Source organism: Asticcacaulis sp. (assembly GCF_051956075.1).
In the GTDB taxonomy this organism is placed as follows: Bacteria; Pseudomonadota; Alphaproteobacteria; order Caulobacterales; family Caulobacteraceae; genus Asticcacaulis.
Map to the genome: position 1 here is coordinate 43,510 of NZ_JBQCGA010000008.1, position 18,432 is coordinate 61,941.

Here is an 18,432-nt window from a genome sequence, read left to right on the forward strand (position 1 = left end):
TTAGCCAGGTCAGTCAAGACCGAGGCCTTGACGATCATCTGACCTGTATGTCGTCGTGATGATAAGTGAAGCGCGGTGCGGTGAAGCCAGAAGGGGTTTCCGCTTCATCGGATCGCGCCCAAGATCAGCCCGCCACAAATCGGGCGCAATGGGTTGTTTGAGATGATCTTCTGACAACCGGGGACTCACAACCATGCGCACGATCTTTGCCGCCGCTGTCCTGCTGGGCGCGGCCCTGACCGCTACGACCGCGTTTGCCGAGACCAAGACCGTTCCGGCGGACAAGCTGTTTCCGTTTCTGGACAGCTATTACAAACTGGCGCCCGCCGATCGCAGCCAGTTTCACCTCAGCTACCGCCTGCACGTCCAGGGCGCGAGACCCGAACAGGTGCGCCTGACCCTCCACGAGGGCGGCGGCGCAATCCCCATCGACACCGCCAAGCCGACCGATCTGTCACCGCTGCCGACGCCCGCACAACTGAAAACCGCCACCGTGACCTATGTGCGTCCGGATGGCGCCAGGTTCGGCGTCGAACTCAATGTCACGCCCAACGCCGCCCTCGCCCAGACGATGGACGCCCGCGCTCTGGCTCAGGCGGTCAGTCAGGCCCATGCCGGATCGAAGACGCTGGCCGGGCTGTTGGCCCTGGCCGTACCGAACCTTGACCGCGTCGTGTTTTACGGCGTGACGTCGGGCGAGGTCATCCTCGCCAATGGCGCAGCCAGGCCCCTGCCCGCCGTGGCGGCCTTCACTGACAAGGAGGGCCACAAGCACGCCGCTCAGGTGGTTTTCGCGCCCGCCGACTGGACAGGCGCGACAAGTGTGCGCTTTAACGCCGTACCGGCGCTGGCCCAGATCGGCGCGAAGTCATGACAAAGGCCAGCGGCCTGATCCGTCATTGACGCTTTTTGTCCATCCCGGAGAATGGACCAAGAGAATGGACCAAGAGCATGAAATGCGCTTACGCGGCTTCCGTCTGGACGGACAGGGCCTGCCGCCCGCCCGCGTCAAGCACTTCGAAAATATCGCCGCTGGCGTCAACGCCTTGCCAATGCACGGAATGCCACAGGGCGTAGAACAGCAGATTCCACGCCGCCTGTCCCTGGCGAGCATCGGCGAAGACGCGTTCGACATGACCTTCAAGGCTCATGTCCATTATGGCGGGGTGTCGGCTGAGCAGGGGGACGAGGCGCGCGGCGTGACCTTGTGTCCAGCAGGCGACGGGGGCGACGAAGCCCTGCTTGCGCGCCCAGGGCGCGCTTTCGGGAAGGTTCTCGGCCAGCCATTGACGCAACAGCCACTTGCCGTGTTTGCCGCGCACCTTCAGATCGTCGGACAGATTCGCCGCGAACGGAGAAAATTGCGAGTCGAGATAGGGCGTGCGTCCTTCGACGCCATGCGCCATAAGGCAGCGGTCGAATTTGAGCAGCAGGTCGTTGGGCAGCCATTCTGCGCAATCAATGGCCTGCAGGCGCTGGATGGGGCTCAAATCTTCGGATCGCCTTACCCCTTCAGCCGCCGCGATACCGGTGCGCCAGCGCGCCAGCACGCCGGAACAGCCCGGCGAGCGTTCGACGATGCCGCGCGTGCGCGTCCGTTCACGCCATAGCCCCCACAACCAGCGTGCGCGACGATAGCGCTTATAGCCGCCGAGGAGTTCGTCGGCGCCTTCGCCGCTCAGCACGACCTTGAGCCCAAGATCGCGCGCGGCCGCGCCGAGCGTATAGATGGGCAGGGCGGACGCGTCCGCCACCGGATCGTCGAGGCAGGCGGCCAGGGCGGGCAAGGTGTTGAGAAAGTCCCGTTCGACGACCTCGACAATATGGTGATCCGCGCCGCAAGCCTTGGCCAGTCTCTGCGCCTTCAAGGATTCGTCCTTGTGCGCCATCTCGGGAAAGGCGGCGGTCAGGGCTGTGACAGGCGTGTCGCTGAGTCGGCTCATGGCGGCCAGCAACGCCGCAGAATCGGCGCCGCCCGACAGGAAGAGGCCATAGGGGACGTCGGAGCGCATATGGGCCGATACGCTTTCGAGTAGCTTGCGCTCAAGCTGTTGCAAGGCGACGGCCGGCGGATATGACCTGGCGGCGGCGAAGACATCGCCCTGGCGGAAGCGTTCGACGATGCGGGCCTGCTCAACCACCAGAGTCTCACCCGGCAGCACCCGGCATACGCCGCCGAACAGGGTCTTTTCGCCCGTCGCAAACTGCATTTGCAGCAGTTCGGCGATGGCGGCGGGATTGAGGGACGGCGCGGCCAGGCCGGCCTTGATCAGGGCCTGGGGCTCGGAGGCGAAAGCGAACAGGTCGTCGCGGCAGACATAATAGAGCGGCTTGATGCCGAAACGGTCGCGGCTTAGCACGAGCCGGTCCGCCTTACGGTCGTAAATGGCGATGGCGTACATGCCGCGCAGGGCGCTGGCGAAGCGCGCGCCATGCGCCTGGTAAAGATGCAGCGCGCATTCGCAGTCCGAGCCGGTGCGAAACTCGGCCCGGCTCATTTCACGGCGCAGTTCCGGGTCATTGTAGATTTCGCCGTTGGCGATGGCGATGACGCCGCCGTCAGCGCTGACAAAGGGCTGCTGCCCGTGGACGATGTCTATGATGGCGAGGCGGGTGTGTACGAGGCCGACGCAACCCTCGACATGAACGCCGAACCCGTCGGGGCCGCGGTGATGGAGCGCTTCGGTCAGGGCCTGCAAGTGCGCCGCTTCCGGCGGCGTTTCGCGTCTCATGACGCCTGCGATTCCGCACATATTGACGTGTCTTCCCCGGTAGGCGCCTGACCTGATAAGGCGGCGCAATCATTATATTTTGACACCACCGCGCACCGTATGCCGTAAAGAAATTTACAGACAGCGCGGCGGCGCGGTGTCATATGGATGTAACAAAATTTCAGACGTGACAAGATGCCTTCTGCAAACCAATTAAGCATCTGTATTATCGCGAAAAATGAAGCTGATCGCATCCTTGGCTGCCTTGAGGCCGCGCGTGGCCTCTCCGATGACGTCGTCGTCATCGACAGCGGTTCAACCGATGGGACCGTCGAATGCGCCCAAGCGGCCGGGGCGCGCGTCGTCCATCACGACTGGCGCGGCTATGGCCCGCAAAAGCGTTTCGCCGAAGATTGCGCCCGGCATGACTGGATTCTCAATCTGGACGCCGATGAATATCTGTCGGATCGGCTGCGCGATGAGATCGCCCGGCTGATGGCCGCCGGGCCAGATCGGCCAGGTTACAGGCTGCGCATCATGAACATCTATCCCGGCAAGATGACGCCCCGGCTCTGGGCCGACTATAATAATTACATTCGTCTCTACGACCGGCGCGTCATGCGTTTTCGCGATAGTCCCGTACACGACACCGTGGACGCCGGCGCGCACGCCGTGGGCCAGCTACGCGCGCCCGTCCTCCATCATTCCGCGCGCTCCTACGCCCACATAAAGGCCAAGCTCGACGCCTACGCCTCCTTGCAGGCGCGCACTTTGAAAAAGCCGAACTGGGCGCTGTGGCTGCGCGTTCCGCTTGAATACCCTTTGACTTTCTTGAAGTTTTTTATAATGCGACGGCATTTCACCGGTGGGCTGGACGGGGTGATCAGCGCGCATCTGGCCGCCGAGGCGCGCTTTTATCGCCTGTTCAAGATGATGCGCGCCAATCGGTCAGTGCGCGGCGATGCAAAGTGAACGTAAGACCTGGGCCAGACGCGCCGCCCCGGCCTCGAAACCATAGGTTTTGAGGGCCTCCTGCTGCGCCATCGCCGCCCGCTTACAGGTCTGCGGGTACTGATCCAGCGCCGTTTGGACGGCCTTCGCCAGCGCCTCGGGGTTCTCGGCCGGCACGACGGCGCCAAGTCGCCCGCGATCCAGGATTTCGCGTGGCCCCTCAAGATCAGATGCGATAACCGGAAGACCCGCCGCCAGGGCTTCGATCACGACCAGACCAAACGGTTCGTAGCGCGATGGCACAAGCATGAGGTCGCCCTGCGCCAGAAATGCGGCGCGATCATCGATCCATCCCTGAAAAACGACCGTGTCGCCAAGGCCCAGCCTGTGGGCCTGCGCGCGCAAACGGACGCCCTCCTCGCCCTCGCCTCCGATGAGAAGCCGGAAATCCAGGCCCATCTGGCGCAGGTGCGCGGCGGCGTTCATCAGGACGTCGAATCCTTTTTGCTCATGCAGGCGGCCCAGAGCCACAATGACTGGCGCGTCTGGGACCGGCGCGTCCGGCTTTGGCCTGCGGACGGCGCCGACGTCAAGCCGGGCAAAATTGGGCATGAGATGCAGGTCGACCTCAGGCATATAGGCGCGCGCCGCCTCCAATATGCTGGAACTGACGCACAGGGCGGCGCGGCAATGCCTGAGGTGCGGTTTGAAAAAAGCGTTATGCAGCACGCAGACGACGCGATCATCAATGGACAGGATGGGGCTGAGCGCCAGTCCGGCGGCGCGGTTGCCATGGGTCAGGACGAGATCGGGTTGAAATGCCCGGCTCAGCCGGGCGATGCGGAGCATGGCGATGGGATCCAGGTTGAAGCGCGCCTTGACAGGTTTGAACTCCAGGGGCGGAAGGTTCTCCGCCAGAACGCCTTGCGGATGGCCAAGACTCAGCACGTCAAACCCTTGCGACCTGAGGGCTTCATGATAGGTCAGCGCCATGCTTTCAACGCCGCCGCGCACCCGCGCCAGCATGATGTTCAATATCCTTAAAGGTCGCGCCATGGCGTAGTCCGTGCATGAGGGCAGGCGTGCCGCCGATCGCCGACACTTAGGCCAAGATCGGCGTTCAGCATAGATGTGTCGTCGAACAAAACCCCTTCATCGCCAAGGCGCCGTCACGCCGTTCGGGTCGTTGCTGCGCTAACCTTGCTTTCACCCAAGGCGGGGTTATTCCACCGTCACCGACTTGGCGAGGTTGCGCGGTTGGTCCACATCGGTGCCCTTGTGGACGGCGGTGTGGTAGGCGAGGAGCTGGATCGGGACGGCATAGACCAAAGGCGCGATGAAGCTGTGGCAGGCCGGGGCCTTGATGAGCTTCAGGGATTTGGCCGCGTCGCCGGACAGGGTTGGGGCCTTGTCGGGGGCGTCGGTGATCATGACCACGCGGCCGCCGCGCGCGGCGACCTCCTGCACGTTCGAGGCGGTTTTCTCGAACAGTTCGTCGTCCGGCGCGATCACCACCACCGGCGTGTTTTCGTCGATCAGGGCGATCGGGCCGTGCTTGAGTTCTCCCGCCGCATAGCCTTCGGCGTGGATATAGCTGATCTCCTTCAGCTTGAGCGCGCCCTCCAGCGCCAGCGGGAACATGTCGCCGCGACCGAGATAGATGACGTCGCGCGCCTTCGACAGATCGAATGTGACACGCGCCACCTCCGGGTCCATATGCAGGGCTTCCGCGATCAGGCCCGGCGCTTCGAGCAGTTGCTGGACGTAGAAGGCTTCATCCGCCGGGGCGATGCGGCCGCGCTGCGCCGCCGCCGCCACGACGAGGGCCAGCAGGGCCGAAAGCTGGGCGGTGAAGGCCTTGGTCGAGGCGACGCCGATCTCCGGCCCGGCATGGGTCGGCCACATCAGGTCGGCTTCGCGCGCCATGGTCGAGGTATGGACATTGACCAGGGCGGCGGTCTTTAAGCCCTGATCCTTGCACCAGCGCAGCGCCGCCAGCGTGTCCGCCGTTTCGCCCGATTGCGACACCGCGACCGCCAGAGTTCCCGGCGTCATGGCCGGGCTGCGGTAGCGAAATTCCGACGCGACCTCGACATCGACCGGCAGGCCCGCCAGCGTCTCGAACGCATAGCGCGCGATCGCGCCCGCATAATAGGCGGTGCCGCAGGCGATGATTTGCAGGCGGCTCACCTTGGCGAAGTCGATACCGGCCTTGATGTCGGCGCGCACCGCGCCCGCCACCGGGTCGAGATAGGCCGACAGGGTGCGCTGCGTGCTTTCGGGCTGCTCATGCACTTCTTTTTCCATGAAGTGCCGGTAAGACCCCTTTTCGACCAGAGCCGCCGAGGCCGACACCGTGGTCACCGGACGATGGACCAGATCGCCACTGGCCTCATGGATTTCGGCGCCGGTGCGGGTGATGACCACCCAGTCGCCTTCTTCGAGATAGGTGACGCGCTGCGTGAACGGCCCGACCGCCAGCGCGTCGGAGCCAAGGAACATCTCGTTCTCGCCCCAGCCGACCACCAGAGGCGAGCCGCGGCGCGCGCCGAAGATCGTCTCGTCCTCGCCGCGGACCAGAATGGCCAGCGCATAGGCGCCGTGGAGCTGGTCCAGCACGGATTGGAACGCGGCGCGCGGGGCTTGCGTTTCCAGCGCGTCATTGAGCAGGTGAGCGATGACCTCGGTGTCGGTGTCGGACTCGAAGACGTGGCCTTTCGCCTGCAAACCGGCCTTCAGATCGGCATAGTTTTCGATAATGCCGTTGTGAACCAGGGTGACCGCGCCATAGGCGTGCGGATGGGCGTTGCGCACGCTCGGCGCGCCGTGGGTGGCCCAGCGGGTGTGGCCAATGCCGACCTGACCGGTAAGCGGTTCGTCATGCAGGACGGCGTCGAGATTGCGGATCTTGCCTTCGGCGCGGCGGCGTTCGACGCCGGTTGGGGTCGCCACCGCGATACCCGCCGAGTCATAGCCGCGATATTCGAGGCGGCGAAGCGATTCCAGCAGGCGCGGGGCGACGGGTTGCTGACCGATAATACCGATGATTCCGCACATGCTGACGTCTCCTGAGGCTCGGCGCGAGGCCATATTGCATTTTACGCATAGCATACCAATTTTTGAATTGCTATAAATTCGAATGACAATTCATTACGTAATTTCGGCTGATTAAGCGAAAATATGGCCGCCTTTGGCCCAAAAGCCCCAATTGCAACATGATGAATGCAATTTTAACGCAGATTGGTCTGGTGACTGGCAAATTTATGCAATGAAATGATTGCAAATATGCGCCAAGGGGTTTAGTTTGCGCCCATTCTCCTTTATTCAGGACACTAAAGGCCATGAGCGAAACCAAATGGGACCGGCTGCAAAACGCGATGAGCGCGTCGGGCGTGTCGATCAAGGATGTCGCCGATGCGGCGGGCGTCGCGCAATCGAGTTTGTTCCGCGCGCTGAACGGTTCGACCAAGGCGCCGCGCCCGGAGACGGTCGATAAGCTGGAGGCCGCTTTTATCGCCCTGGCCACCGCCAAGATGAACGAGTTTCGTCAGGCCCTGTCGCTCTATGGCTACAACCCGATCCGCAATCGTAATGAAGAAATGGCTTCGCACATGTCCGCGATGAACAAGACGCGCAAATATTTCGGCACCGACGGCATCAGAGGCCGCGCCAACAGCTTCCCGATGACCGCCGAGGTCGCCTATCGCGTCGGCATGGCGGCGGGCAAGATGTTCATGTCCGATTCCGACCGCCGCCATCTGGTGGTGATCGGCAAGGATACGCGCCTGTCGGGCTATATGATCGAACCGGCTCTGGTGGCGGGCTTCACCTCGGTCGGCATGGATGTGCGCCTGTTCGGGCCTTTGCCGACGCCGGGCGTGGCGATGATGACGCGCTCGATGCGCGCGGATTTAGGGGTGATGATCTCGGCCTCGCACAACGGGTTCGCCGACAATGGGATTAAATTGTTCGGGCCGGACGGTTACAAGCTGTCCGACGAGGTCGAGCTGGCCATCGAGGCGCGCATGGACGGCAATATCCTGGAGGGCATCGCGGAGGCGCACAAGCTGGGCCGCGTGCAGCGGGTCGATGACGCGCAGTGGCGCTATGTCGAGATCGCCAAGGCGACCTTCCCGCGTCATCTGACTTTGGCGGGCCTGCGCGTGGTGGTCGATTGCGCCAATGGCGCGGCGTACAAGGTGGCGCCTTTGGCGCTGTATGAACTGGGCGCGGAGGTGTTTCCGATCGGCGTGGCGCCGGATGGGATCAATATCAATGAAAAGTGCGGCTCGACCCAGCCGCAGGCGATGGCGCAGAAGGTGCGCGAGCTGCGCGCCGATATCGGCATTGCGCTTGATGGCGACGCTGACCGGGTGGTGATCTGCGACGAGCACGGCAATCTGGTCGATGGCGATCAGATCATGGCGATCATCGCCGGGTCGCTGGCGCGTAAAGGTTTGCTCAAGGGCGGTGGTCTGGTGGCGACGGTCATGTCCAATCTGGGGCTGGAGCGGTTTATGGCGAAGCAGGGTCTGGCCCTGGAGCGCACCAAGGTCGGCGACCGCTATGTGATGGAGCGGATGCGCGAGGGCGGGTTCAATATCGGCGGCGAGCAGTCGGGGCATGTGATCCTGAGCGACTATGCGACGACCGGCGACGGTCTGATCGCGGCGCTTCAGGTTCTGGCCGAGCGTGTGGAGACGGGCAAGCCGATGAGCGAGCTGGGCAAGCAGTTTTCGACCGTGCCGCAACTTCTGAAAAATGTGAAATATTCCGGGTCGAGCCCGATGGAGCGCGATGAGGTCAAGGCGGCGATCAAGGCGGGCGAGGAACGCCTGAACGGGTCGGGCCGGGTGCTGGTGCGCGCGTCGGGGACGGAGCCGCTGATCCGGGTGATGGCCGAGGGGGATGATGCGGGGCTGGTCAAGGCGGTGGTTGAGGAGATTGCCGGGGTGATGGCGGGGTAGAGTCTGCTCCGCGCTTATGGGGTTTGGGGCCAGTTGGCCCCAAGCCTTTTGACTTAACAAAACACCCGGCCTTTTGGGCCGGGTGTTTTGTTAAGTGATAAGATGTGGGGGCAATCGCCCCCACGCCCCGTAAGATCAGAGGATGCTCTGTCCGGTCTTCGCCCAGTCGGCCAGAAACGTCTCCAGCCCCTTATCGGTCAGCGGGTGCTTGAACATGTCCTTGAAGGCCTGCGGCGGTAGGGTCGCGCAGTCGGCGCCCGCCAGAGCCGCCTCGGCAATATGCGACGTGTTGCGCAAGGAGGCCGCCAGAATCTCGGTGTCGAAGTCGTAATTGTCATAGACCTGACGGATGTCGTGGATCAGCTGCATCCCGTCCGCGCCCTGATCGTCGAGACGGCCCACGAACGGCGACACGAAGGTCGCGCCCGCCTTGGCGGCCAGCAGGGCCTGATTGACCGAGAAGCACAGGGTCACATTGGTCATCAGACCCTGCGCCGAAAATTCCTTGGTCGCTTTCAGGCCTTCGATGGTCAGCGGCACCTTGATCACCACATTCGAGGCGATGGCGGCCAGCTTTTCGCCTTCCTTGATCATGGTCGGGGCGTCGGTCGCGGCGACCTCGGCCGAGATCGGGCCGTCAATCAGCTCGCAGATCTCCTTGATCACCTCGAACATGTTGCGGCCCGACTTGGCGATGATGGTCGGGTTGGTGGTGACACCATCGATCAGGCCGGTTTCTTTCAGTTCGGCGAGGACTTTCGTATCGGCGGTATCGGCGAAAAGCAGCATGAGCTATTCCTTTAGAGGGAAGCATCCCTGAGCGCGTTTGTCAGGAATAGCTTTCATTGAAGACGGATTTGTGATTATGGAAGCGCCTTAAATCCCCGCCCCCGTAAACTCAAGTACTTTGTTCATGACCACATCGTCATCGCAACCCAGCGTCGGTTTTGTCTCCCTTGGCTGCCCCAAGGCGCTGGTCGATTCCGAGCGCATCCTGACCCGCCTGCGCGGCGAAGGCTATGCGACCTCGGCCTCTTATGGCGGGGCCGATGTGGTGGTGGTCAATACCTGCGGCTTCCTCGATTCCGCCAAGGAGGAGAGCCTGGCCGCCATTGGCGAGGCGCTGAACGAAAACGGTAAGGTGATCGTCACCGGCTGCATGGGCGGCGAGGCCGATCTGATCCGCGAACGCTTCCCCAATGTCGCCGCCATCACCGGCGCGCATCAGTATGATGCGGTGATGGACGCGGTCCACAACATCGTCCCGCCCAAACCCGATCCGTTCCGCCCGCTAATCCCCGAAAACGATCCCGGCGTGCATCTGACGCCGAAACACTACGCGTACTTGAAGATTTCCGAAGGCTGCGATCACCGCTGCACCTTTTGCATCATCCCGTCTTTGCGCGGCGATCTAGCTTCGCGCCCGGTGGCTGAGGTCTTACGCGAAGCCGAGAAGCTGGCGCAGGCGGGGGTGAAGGAATTGCTGGTGGTGTCGCAGGACACGTCAGCCTATGGGCTCGACATCAAATACGCCCAGAGCGAATGGCGCGGCCAGAACTGGAACGCCTCATTCGAAGACCTGTCGCGCGGGCTTGGCGAACTGGGCGTCTGGGTGCGGATGCACTATGTCTATCCGTACCCGCATGTGAACGCCGTCATTCCGCTGATGGCGGAGGGCAGGATCCTGCCCTATCTCGACATTCCGTTCCAGCACGCCAGCCCGAAGATTCTGAAAGCTATGAAGCGTCCGGGCAATCAGGATAAGACGCTGCAACGCATCGAATCGTGGCGCGAGGTCTGCCCCGACATCACCCTGCGCTCGACCTTCGTGGTCGGTTTTCCCGGCGAGACCGAGGCCGATTTCAACCTGCTGCTCGACTGGCTGGAGGCGGCGCAGCTCGACCGCGTCGGCGCCTTCGCCTATGAGAACGTCACCGGCGCGGCGGCGCAGGCCTTACCCGATCATGTGCCGGAGGAGGTCAAGCAGGACCGCCTGGCGCGCTTTATGGCGGTCGCCTCGCGCATTTCGGCGCAGAAGCTGCAAGCCAAGGTCGGGCGCGTCGAGGACTGCCTGGTCGATGATATCCGCAATGACGGGACGGCGATTGCGCGCACCCGTGGCGACGCGCCGGAGATCGACGGCCATATCTTCCTGAAAGGCTTTACCGGCCTGAAGGCGGGCGATCTGGTCAAGGCCAAGGTCACCCGCGCCGACGCCTACGACCTGTGGGGCGAACCGGAAGGGCTGATCAAGCTCAATCGTGTTCCTGGGCGTGTGCCGGGGGCGGTGCAGAAGAAGCGGATGCACAATCTGATTTCACGGATTTAAAGTCATAAAGCCGCCCGTTTTCATCGCCAGTCTGGTGTGAAGACGAGGGGCAATCATGAAACTGACGATAACCATCTGCGCATTGGCCGTATTGGCAACGCCTCTGGCGACGCGCGCGGAGGTCGATTATCGCCTGTCACCAGTCATGCGGAACGGCCAGTTACAGGCCTTGCGCGTTGAGATGCGCTTTCCAGCCGATACGGATGGCGTCACCGATCTGCAATTGCCGAACCATTATCGCGGTGAGAAAGACCTCTATAAATACCTTAACAACCTTCAGATTACCGGCGCCAGTGAGGTTGAAGCGCCGACGCCTGACATACGCCGGTTGCATTCCAAGCCGAACGCAGACATTGTTGTCAGCTATCGCCTCGATGCCAATCTAAAGGCTGGCATTGTCCCGCCAGCCGATATGACAAGCCTGCCTGTGATCGCGCCGGACGGCTTTCACGTCTTCGGACCGGACATGTTCGCCTGGCCAAAGGGGCGCGAAACAGAAGCTGCGCGCTACGAACCTACATTTCCACGCGCATGGACCATCGCGGCCAGCATGTCGCCATCAGGCGGCGCGGTGCGCGACGTGGTCCGCAGCGTCGTGCTGGGCGGCATCGATCTGCGAACGGTCCACCTGAAAATTGGTGATTCTGACCTTACCGTCGCCAGCAAAGGGCGATTCCAGTTCGATATGGCCAACATGAACCGCAACCTCCTGCACGCCATGCAGACCGAAAATGATTTCTGGGGCGAAGGGCCGGATCATTTCCTCATCACCCTGTCCCAGATCGACGCCGGAGCGGGTCAGACCTATGAGGGCACCGGCGTCTCCGATGGATTCGACGTCATGGCCACGCACAACATATCGCCAGACATCCTCTATCTTTATAACGCCCATGAATATTTCCACACCTGGAACCCGATTGCCCTGGGCGGAGCGGAACCCGAAGGCGCAACCGGTTACTGGTTCTCGGAAGGGCTGACCGACTATTACAGCCGTAAACTGGCCCTGCGCGCCGGGATCATCGACCTGAAGGCTTATATCTCCGCCTGGAATATGGCGCTGAACCGCTACGCCCTGTCGGCCGACCGCAATGCGCCGAACCATCAGGCCGCCGCCGATTTCTGGAGTAGCGACGATGCTGTCAGCCATACCGATTATGATCGCGGCGCAATCCTGGCCGCGCAGTGGAATGCCGACTGGCGCGCCAAGGGTGTAACGCTCGATCAGATGATGCACGCCATGCAGGCGACGGCGAAGGCTGATCCTGACTTCGTCAAGCTGAGCTTCGTCGCGCGCGTCACCAAGGTCATGGACGGCTTCGGGATCGATGAACGCAGCGATTTGCAACAGCATATTACCGACGGCGTGCCGATCCTGTTGACAGCGGACGTCTTGGGGGGCTGCCTGAAGGTCGTCACTGAACAGTCGCCTGTGCTCGACCGCGGTTATGACGCCGATAAATCAGGCGCCACGGGCGTCTTTACGGGCGTTAATCCCGACAGCAACGCCTATAAGGCCGGTCTGCGCGACGGCATGACCTATCTGGCGCGATTGAGCGGCGATTCCGATGACGCAACAGTGCCGTATAGCTTCCGCGTCAAGACGCCGGACGGCCAGACACAAATTATCACCTATCTGCCTCAGGGCGAGGCGACGTATGAGCGTCAGAGGGTCGTCATGCCCGACAATTTGACGAAGGCGCAGGTACAGACCTGCACCGAAGCCGTAGCCAACAACTGAACGCCATTAAGCCGCATTGCCTGCGCGCCTTGGGCTGGGCTAAGGTTCGGCAAAAAGGAAACGCACATGGCTTCACGCGAACCGATCCGGTCTATTGTTATTGTCGGGGGCGGCACATCTGGCTGGATGACGGCGGCGTCTTTGGCGCAGCGGCTGGCGCAGCGCGATGTGCGCATTACGCTGGTCGAATCGTCCGCCATCGGCACGATCGGCGTCGGCGAGGCGACCGTGCCGGCGATCCGCAGCTATTTCGCCTCGCTGGGCCTCGACGCCTTTGAGGTGATGAAGGCAAGCAATGGCTCGTTCAAGTTAGGCATCGAGTTCGATGGCTGGCGCGAGGCCGGGCATCGCTTCTTCCATTCCTTCGGGCGTTATGGCCTGCCCGGCGGGCCGGTCGAATTTCACCACATCTGGCAAAGGCTGCGCGAAGCGGGCGAGCCGTGGCCGCTCAGCGACTACTGCCTCGGCGACGCCATGGCCTATGCCGGGCGTTTCCGGCCTCAGGACCCGCAGGCGCGCGGCGATTTTCTCATCTATGACTGGGCCGTGCATTTCGATGCGGGCCTGTTTGCGCGACTGTTGCGCGGCTATGCCGAACAGCGCGGCGTGACGCGCATCGACGCGAAGATCACCGGGGTCGTCCAGCAGCCGGAAACCGGCTTTGTCGAGCGGGTGAAGCTGGACAGCGGCGCCGAGGTCGCGGGCGATCTGTTTATCGACTGCTCCGGTTTTCGCGGCCTGCTGATTCAGGGCGCCATGCAGGCTGGGTTCAACAACTGGAGCCATTGGCTGCCGTGCGACCGGGCGGTGGCGATTCCCTGTAAGCATAATTTTTTGCGTTCAAACGCCACGCAGGCTTCTCCTCGCATAAGCTCGGGCGGCCAGTCGGCCTTGCCTCAGGCCGATGCATCGGCCCTCGGAAATTCTGACAACTTTCTGCCGCTGACGCGCTCGAAGGCGATGACGGCGGGCTGGACCTGGCGGATTCCGTTGCAACACCGCGTCGGCAATGGCTATGTCTATGCGTCCGCTCAGATCAGCGATGATGAGGCCGAAGCGGCTTTGCGCGCCGAGCTGGACGGCGAAGTGATCGGCGAGCCGAACTTTGTGCGCTTTACGGCGGGTCATGCGAAAAAGCTGTGGGACCGTAATGTGGTGGCCATCGGCCTGTCGGGCGGTTTTCTGGAGCCGCTGGAATCGACCAGCATCACCTTGATTCAGGTCGGAATCGACAAGCTGTTGCAACTGTTTCCGAACCGCGATTGCGCTCCGGCTCTGGCGGAGGAATATAACCGTCGCGCAGGGCTGGAATATGAACGCATCCGTGACTTCATCATCCTGCATTACTGGGCCAATAAGCGGTCGGACGGCGAGCTGTGGCGGGCGTGCCGCGAGATGGAAATTCCCGACACATTGCAGGCCAAGTACGAGGCGTGGAAGGCGCGCGGCGTCTTTGTGCGCTACGATCACGACAGCTTCTTCGATCCGTCCTGGCTGTGCATGTGGGACGGATTCGACATCCAGCCCGACGCCTATGACCCGTTCACGGACAACTTCCCGCTTCAGGATCTGACGGAGGTGTGCGCCCATATGCGCCGCGACGTGCAGGCGATGGCGAAGGACGCGCCGAGCCATGCGGACTTTATCCGGCAGTACTGCGCGGCGGCGGGTTAGGTTGAAAAGGAAGGGGAACCACAGATTACGCAGATTTGCGCAGATTTTTTTGCGGGTTCCCGGCATAGAGCCTGAAAAGCATGCGGTTTTCGGCGCGAAGCGCCTTTAAGGACAGGCGCTCGCAGAAGCTAATCAAGATCGCGCCGAAAAAATCTGCGTAAATCTGCGTAATCTGTGGTTCTCTTTTCAAAGCCGCCTGACGAGGCGCCAATAGCCGCGCGATCTGGCTCTTAAGCCACCCGCACAAGGCGGCGTTGCGCGCGTTCGCCGAGGTCGGCGAACCATTGTTTCGGGTCGAGCGCGACCTCGTCATTAAGCGCCAGCGATTCCCACGGGATGCGCGGGGTCGGACGTTCGGAGGCGGCGATGATGGCGCGCAGCTCCGCCGCCGAGGTCACGCCGACGATGGCCGAGGCTGCGCCGTCGATATTCAGCGCATAGGACAGGGCCGCGTGCAGCGGATCGGCGCCGCATTCGGCCATGATGCGGCGCACGCGCGACAGATGCGGGCCGATGGCGCTCAGATTGGCGGGCAGGGCTTCGCGCGGCAGGAACAGAAGGCCTTGCAAAAAGACTTCGCGAATCTGCACCTCGACGCCGAGATCGGCTATGGCCCTGATCTCGCCGGAGCGCACCAGGCGCTGATCGAGGATCGAGGCGGGCACCTGCATCAGGTCGGGCTTGAAGCGTCTGGCCAGCAGGAGCGGCTGATCGGCATGGGTCGCGGAAATGCCGATCTTGCTGATCAGACCTTCGGATTTCAGCTTTTCCAGCCGCGCCCACAGGGCGTCGCCCTGCTCTCCCGTCAGGTCTTCGGCGCGATCGACCAGAGCGGCGTGGGCGCGCGCCAGTCCCATATGTTCGACGCTGCGGCGCAGGCGCGACTCCACCCAGTCGAGCCCCTTGTCCAGAGGCAGGGTGCGGATCTGCGGCTTGAACGGCGACGGGAAAGGCCAGTTGCGCCCGACGATGCGTTCGACATCGCCATCATACCAGGCGGCGTCCAGAGCCAGCACCTTGCAGTCGGCGGCCAGTTGCAGGATCGAACGCACCTCGTCCTCGCCCACGCGCCCGCGCGTGTTCGATATGCCGTAGTCGCCGCCGAATTGCGCGGTCCCCAGACCGAGGATGGCCGTCATGCCGTTTGCTTATTCCAAAATTAACCCTACGCCTTAACCTCGGCGTAACGGCTGGAATGTGCGGCTGAAATCCTGAAGAAGGTCTTTACGCGCGAAAAAAAACCGATGCGGTTCGATTATTTTTTGGTAATGAATTCGATGGGTTAACGCAGATTAACCGCTATGACCGAAAGGTAAACCGCATCAGACGTCAAAATGGCGCTGACGGTCCTCAAGCGAGGTGACGGTGACGCCCAGATCGGTGACATAGCCGTTATTGAGCGCATAGACCCAGCCGTGCAGGGCCAGGGGCTGGCCTTCGCGCCACGCCCGCAGAACGATCGGATTGACGCTGAGATTGCGCACCTGCTGCTTGACGTTCAATTCGCACAGGCGGTCGAACTTGTCATGGTCGTCCAGCGCGTCCAGTTCGTGCTGGTGCGCGTGGGCGACTTCGCGGATCGGCGACAGCCAGTGGTCGATCAGGCTGTCGCCATTCGATTCCAGCGAGGCGCGCACGCCGCCGCAGCCATAATGGCCGACGACGAGGATGTGTTTGACCTTCAGAACCTGCACGGCGAACTGCAAGACGCTCAGGCAGCTTGAGTCCTGCGGCGGGACCAGGTTGGCGATGTTGCGATGGACGAACATCTCGCCCGGATCGAGATCGACGATTTCGGTGGCGGGGACGCGCGAGTCGGAGCAGCCGATCCACAGATATTCGGGCGATTGCTGGGCGACGAGACGGCGGAAGAACTGCGGGTCGATCTCGGTCTTGCGATGCGACCAGCGGCGGTTGTTCTCGATAAGCGCGTCCAGCATGAAACCTGTTCTCCCAAACCTCAAATCGCGGCGACCTATAAACCGCGCAGCCTGTGGATCAAGTCTTTTCGCTACTGAAATGCGCAATCATGCCCGCCAGACCGTGCTTCAGGCAGCCGAAAGCGCCGTCCAGCGCCGCGCCCGCCTTTTCAAATGAGCCGTAACGCAGGGCGAGGATGATCACCACCACGCCAAGCAGGCCCAGCAGGGCCTCAAAGATATTGATCGCGATCTGTACGGGCCGGATGCGTGGACGGCGGGCATAGGAGGTCAGGCCAGCCGAAGGGCCTTCCGGCGCGCGTGCGGGTGCGGGAAATTTCATGTTCAGGCCCCTTCCTCGATCGGAAGCCAAGCTTAACCGCAAATCCGGCGACCCGCCAGAGGTTAACGACAGCAGCGGCAACAGGCTTGCCAATAACCGCGATATTGGTCAAATGGGGGCCATAAAAACGGATCAGGCAGGATGACAGGGGCGAAAGTGTCGGAAAACAAGGGCTTTGGCGGATTGAAAACCATTGTGGCGGCCTCGGCGGCGGGCACCACCTTCGAATGGTACGACTTCTTCATTTTCGGCACGCTGACCGCGACCATTGCGAAAAACTTCTTCGCCAATGCCGGGGCGCTGGGCGTCATTCTGGCTCTGGCCACCTTTGCGGTCGGCTTTATCGCCCGGCCGATCGGCGCGCTGGTCTTCGGCCATATCGGCGACCGCAAGGGGCGCAAGGGCACCTTTCTTTACACCATTCTGGTCATGGGACTGGCCACCATCGCCATCGGCCTTTTGCCGACCCATGCGCAGATCGGCAACGCCGCGCCCCTGCTGCTGGTGGGTTTGCGCATCGTTCAGGGCTTTGCGCTGGGCGGCGAATATGGCGGCGCGGCCATCTATGTCGCCGAACACGCCCCGGCGGGCAAGCGCGGCCAGTTCACCGGCTGGATACAGACCTCGGCGGCCTTCGGCCTGATCGCCGCCCTGCTGGTCATTCTGGCCACGCGCCGCGCCATGACGCCGGAGGCCTTCGACGACTGGGGCTGGCGCATTCCGTTCGTGGTGTCGGCGGGGCTGCTGGCCGTCTCGGTCTATATCCGCGCCAAGACCGCGGAGAGCCCGGCCTTCAAGGCGCTGCACGAGGCCGGTCAGGTGGCCAAGGCCCCACTGGCGGAGATCTTCACGCGCTGGCGTAATCTCAAGGGCATGCTGATCGCCCTGTTCGGCTTCATGACGGCGCAGGGCGTGCTGTGGTACACGGCCTTCTTCTACACCCAGGTGTTTCTGACCGCGATCGTCAAGATCGACCCCAAGGTGATGAACACGCTGATCATGGGCATGACCCTGGTGTCGGCCTTCCTGTACATCACCTTCGCCGCCCTGTCCGACCGCATCGGGCGCAAGCCGGTGCTGCTGTTCGGCATGGTGCTGGCCGTGGTCAGCTTCTTTCCCGGCTTCCACGCCCTGATGAAGTACGGCAATCCCGATCTGGAGGCCGCCATGCAGCGGGCGCCGGTCACGGTGATCGCCGACCCGGCGCAATGTCACTTCCAGTTCGACCTGATCGGCACCAAGACCTTCACCTCGCCGTGCGACGTGGCGCGCAGCGTCGCCGCCGGGATCAACACGCCCTACAAAAGCGAAAACGCGCCGGGGCAGGCCGAGGCCATGATCCGCGTCGGCGGCCAGACCCTCGCCGTCGGCTCGGCGGCGGGGCTGGACAAGGCGGGCGTCAAGGCGATGAAGGCCGGTCTGACCGGCCAGCTCAAGGCGGCGCTGACCAAGGCGGGCTATCCCGACAAGGCCGATCCGGCCAAGAGCAATCTCTGGATCATGTTCGCCGTGCTGGTGGTGTTCGCCATCGCCTGCTGCGCGCTCTATGGGCCGATGGCCTCGCTGCTGGTCGAGATGTTCCCGACGCGCGTGCGCTACACCGCCATGAGCCTGCCCTACAATATCGGCACCGGCTGGTTCGGCGGCATCCAGCCCGCTTTGAGCTTCGCCATGGTGGCGGCGTCGGGCGATGTCTATTTCGGCCTGTGGTATCCGGTGATCACCGGCGGCGTGGCGGCCGTGGTGTCGCTGCTGTTCCTGAAGGAAACCCACGGGCGCGATTTGCACGCGATCGAGTAG

Annotated in this window: 14 protein-coding genes; 7 read left to right on the plus strand and 7 right to left on the minus strand. The window is 62.6% G+C overall.

Features of this window, described 5'->3' with window-relative positions; all coding sequences use genetic code 11:
• Nucleotides 1–193 precede the first annotated feature (193 nt).
• A complete protein-coding gene (locus tag ACTHLA_RS01980) occupies nucleotides 194–874 on the plus strand; it encodes a hypothetical protein (RefSeq protein ID WP_440184780.1) in 681 nt (226 codons plus the stop codon).
• A gap of 88 nt (nucleotides 875–962) precedes the next feature.
• Here ACTHLA_RS01980 and asnB read toward each other — a convergent pair whose 3' ends face one another.
• On the minus strand, nucleotides 963–2,753 hold the full coding sequence (asnB, locus tag ACTHLA_RS01985) for an asparagine synthase (glutamine-hydrolyzing) (protein WP_440184783.1): 1,791 nt from the start codon (nucleotides 2,751–2,753) through the stop codon (nucleotides 963–965).
• 153 nt (nucleotides 2,754–2,906) lie between these two features.
• Between asnB and ACTHLA_RS01990 the strand changes: the two genes are divergently transcribed.
• A complete protein-coding gene (locus ACTHLA_RS01990; RefSeq protein WP_440184786.1) occupies nucleotides 2,907–3,683 on the plus strand; it encodes a glycosyltransferase family 2 protein in 777 nt (258 codons plus the stop codon).
• Here the strand turns inward: ACTHLA_RS01990 and ACTHLA_RS01995 are convergent.
• Both ACTHLA_RS01995 and glmS read right to left on the minus strand, forming a co-directional pair.
• Nucleotides 3,660–4,718: a glycosyltransferase gene (locus ACTHLA_RS01995; RefSeq protein ID WP_440184789.1), complete on the minus strand. Its 1,059-nt coding sequence runs from the start codon at nucleotides 4,716–4,718 to the stop codon at nucleotides 3,660–3,662. The two genes, ACTHLA_RS01990 and ACTHLA_RS01995, sit on opposite strands and share 24 nt — an antisense overlap.
• A 165-nt stretch (nucleotides 4,719–4,883) precedes the next feature.
• On the minus strand, nucleotides 4,884–6,719 hold the full coding sequence (glmS, locus tag ACTHLA_RS02000; protein ID WP_440184792.1) for a glutamine--fructose-6-phosphate transaminase (isomerizing): 1,836 nt from the start codon (nucleotides 6,717–6,719) through the stop codon (nucleotides 4,884–4,886).
• 284 nt (nucleotides 6,720–7,003) lie between these two features.
• Between glmS and glmM the strand changes: the two genes are divergently transcribed.
• A complete protein-coding gene (gene glmM / locus ACTHLA_RS02005; protein ID WP_440184794.1) occupies nucleotides 7,004–8,629 on the plus strand; it encodes a phosphoglucosamine mutase in 1,626 nt (541 codons plus the stop codon).
• A 135-nt stretch (nucleotides 8,630–8,764) separates the two neighbouring features.
• On the opposite strand, the gene fsa is transcribed toward glmM, so the two are convergent.
• Nucleotides 8,765–9,418: a fructose-6-phosphate aldolase gene (gene fsa / locus ACTHLA_RS02010; RefSeq protein ID WP_440184797.1), complete on the minus strand. Its 654-nt coding sequence runs from the start codon at nucleotides 9,416–9,418 to the stop codon at nucleotides 8,765–8,767.
• A gap of 124 nt (nucleotides 9,419–9,542) precedes the next feature.
• Here fsa and rimO point away from each other — a divergent pair, with 124 nt between their 5' ends.
• From rimO to ACTHLA_RS02025, 3 genes are all read left to right on the plus strand, one after another.
• Nucleotides 9,543–10,958, plus strand: coding sequence for a 30S ribosomal protein S12 methylthiotransferase RimO (gene rimO / locus ACTHLA_RS02015; protein WP_440184800.1), 1,416 nt, complete (start codon nucleotides 9,543–9,545; stop codon nucleotides 10,956–10,958).
• A 55-nt stretch (nucleotides 10,959–11,013) separates the two neighbouring features.
• On the plus strand, nucleotides 11,014–12,696 hold the full coding sequence (locus ACTHLA_RS02020) for a M61 family metallopeptidase (protein ID WP_440184803.1): 1,683 nt from the start codon (nucleotides 11,014–11,016) through the stop codon (nucleotides 12,694–12,696).
• Between the two features lie 66 nt (nucleotides 12,697–12,762).
• Complete coding sequence (locus tag ACTHLA_RS02025; protein WP_440184805.1) at nucleotides 12,763–14,370, plus strand: tryptophan halogenase family protein; 1,608 nt, start codon at nucleotides 12,763–12,765, stop codon at nucleotides 14,368–14,370.
• A 230-nt stretch (nucleotides 14,371–14,600) separates the two neighbouring features.
• Here the strand turns inward: ACTHLA_RS02025 and ACTHLA_RS02030 are convergent, their stop codons facing one another.
• The 3 genes from ACTHLA_RS02030 to ACTHLA_RS02040 form a co-directional block, all read right to left on the minus strand.
• Nucleotides 14,601–15,509 carry an aldo/keto reductase gene (locus ACTHLA_RS02030; protein WP_440184807.1) on the minus strand — a complete coding sequence of 303 codons (909 nt, stop codon included), beginning with the start codon at nucleotides 15,507–15,509 and terminating at the stop codon, nucleotides 14,601–14,603.
• Between the two features lie 183 nt (nucleotides 15,510–15,692).
• Entirely contained in the window at nucleotides 15,693–16,310 is a 618-nt protein-coding gene (locus tag ACTHLA_RS02035; protein ID WP_440184810.1) for a carbonic anhydrase, read from the minus strand.
• A 58-nt stretch (nucleotides 16,311–16,368) separates the two neighbouring features.
• A complete protein-coding gene (locus tag ACTHLA_RS02040) occupies nucleotides 16,369–16,632 on the minus strand; it encodes a hypothetical protein (protein WP_440184813.1) in 264 nt (87 codons plus the stop codon).
• A 141-nt stretch (nucleotides 16,633–16,773) separates the two neighbouring features.
• On the opposite strand from ACTHLA_RS02040, the gene ACTHLA_RS02045 reads away from it, so the two are divergent.
• A complete protein-coding gene (locus ACTHLA_RS02045) occupies nucleotides 16,774–18,432 on the plus strand; it encodes an MFS transporter (RefSeq protein WP_440184815.1) in 1,659 nt (552 codons plus the stop codon).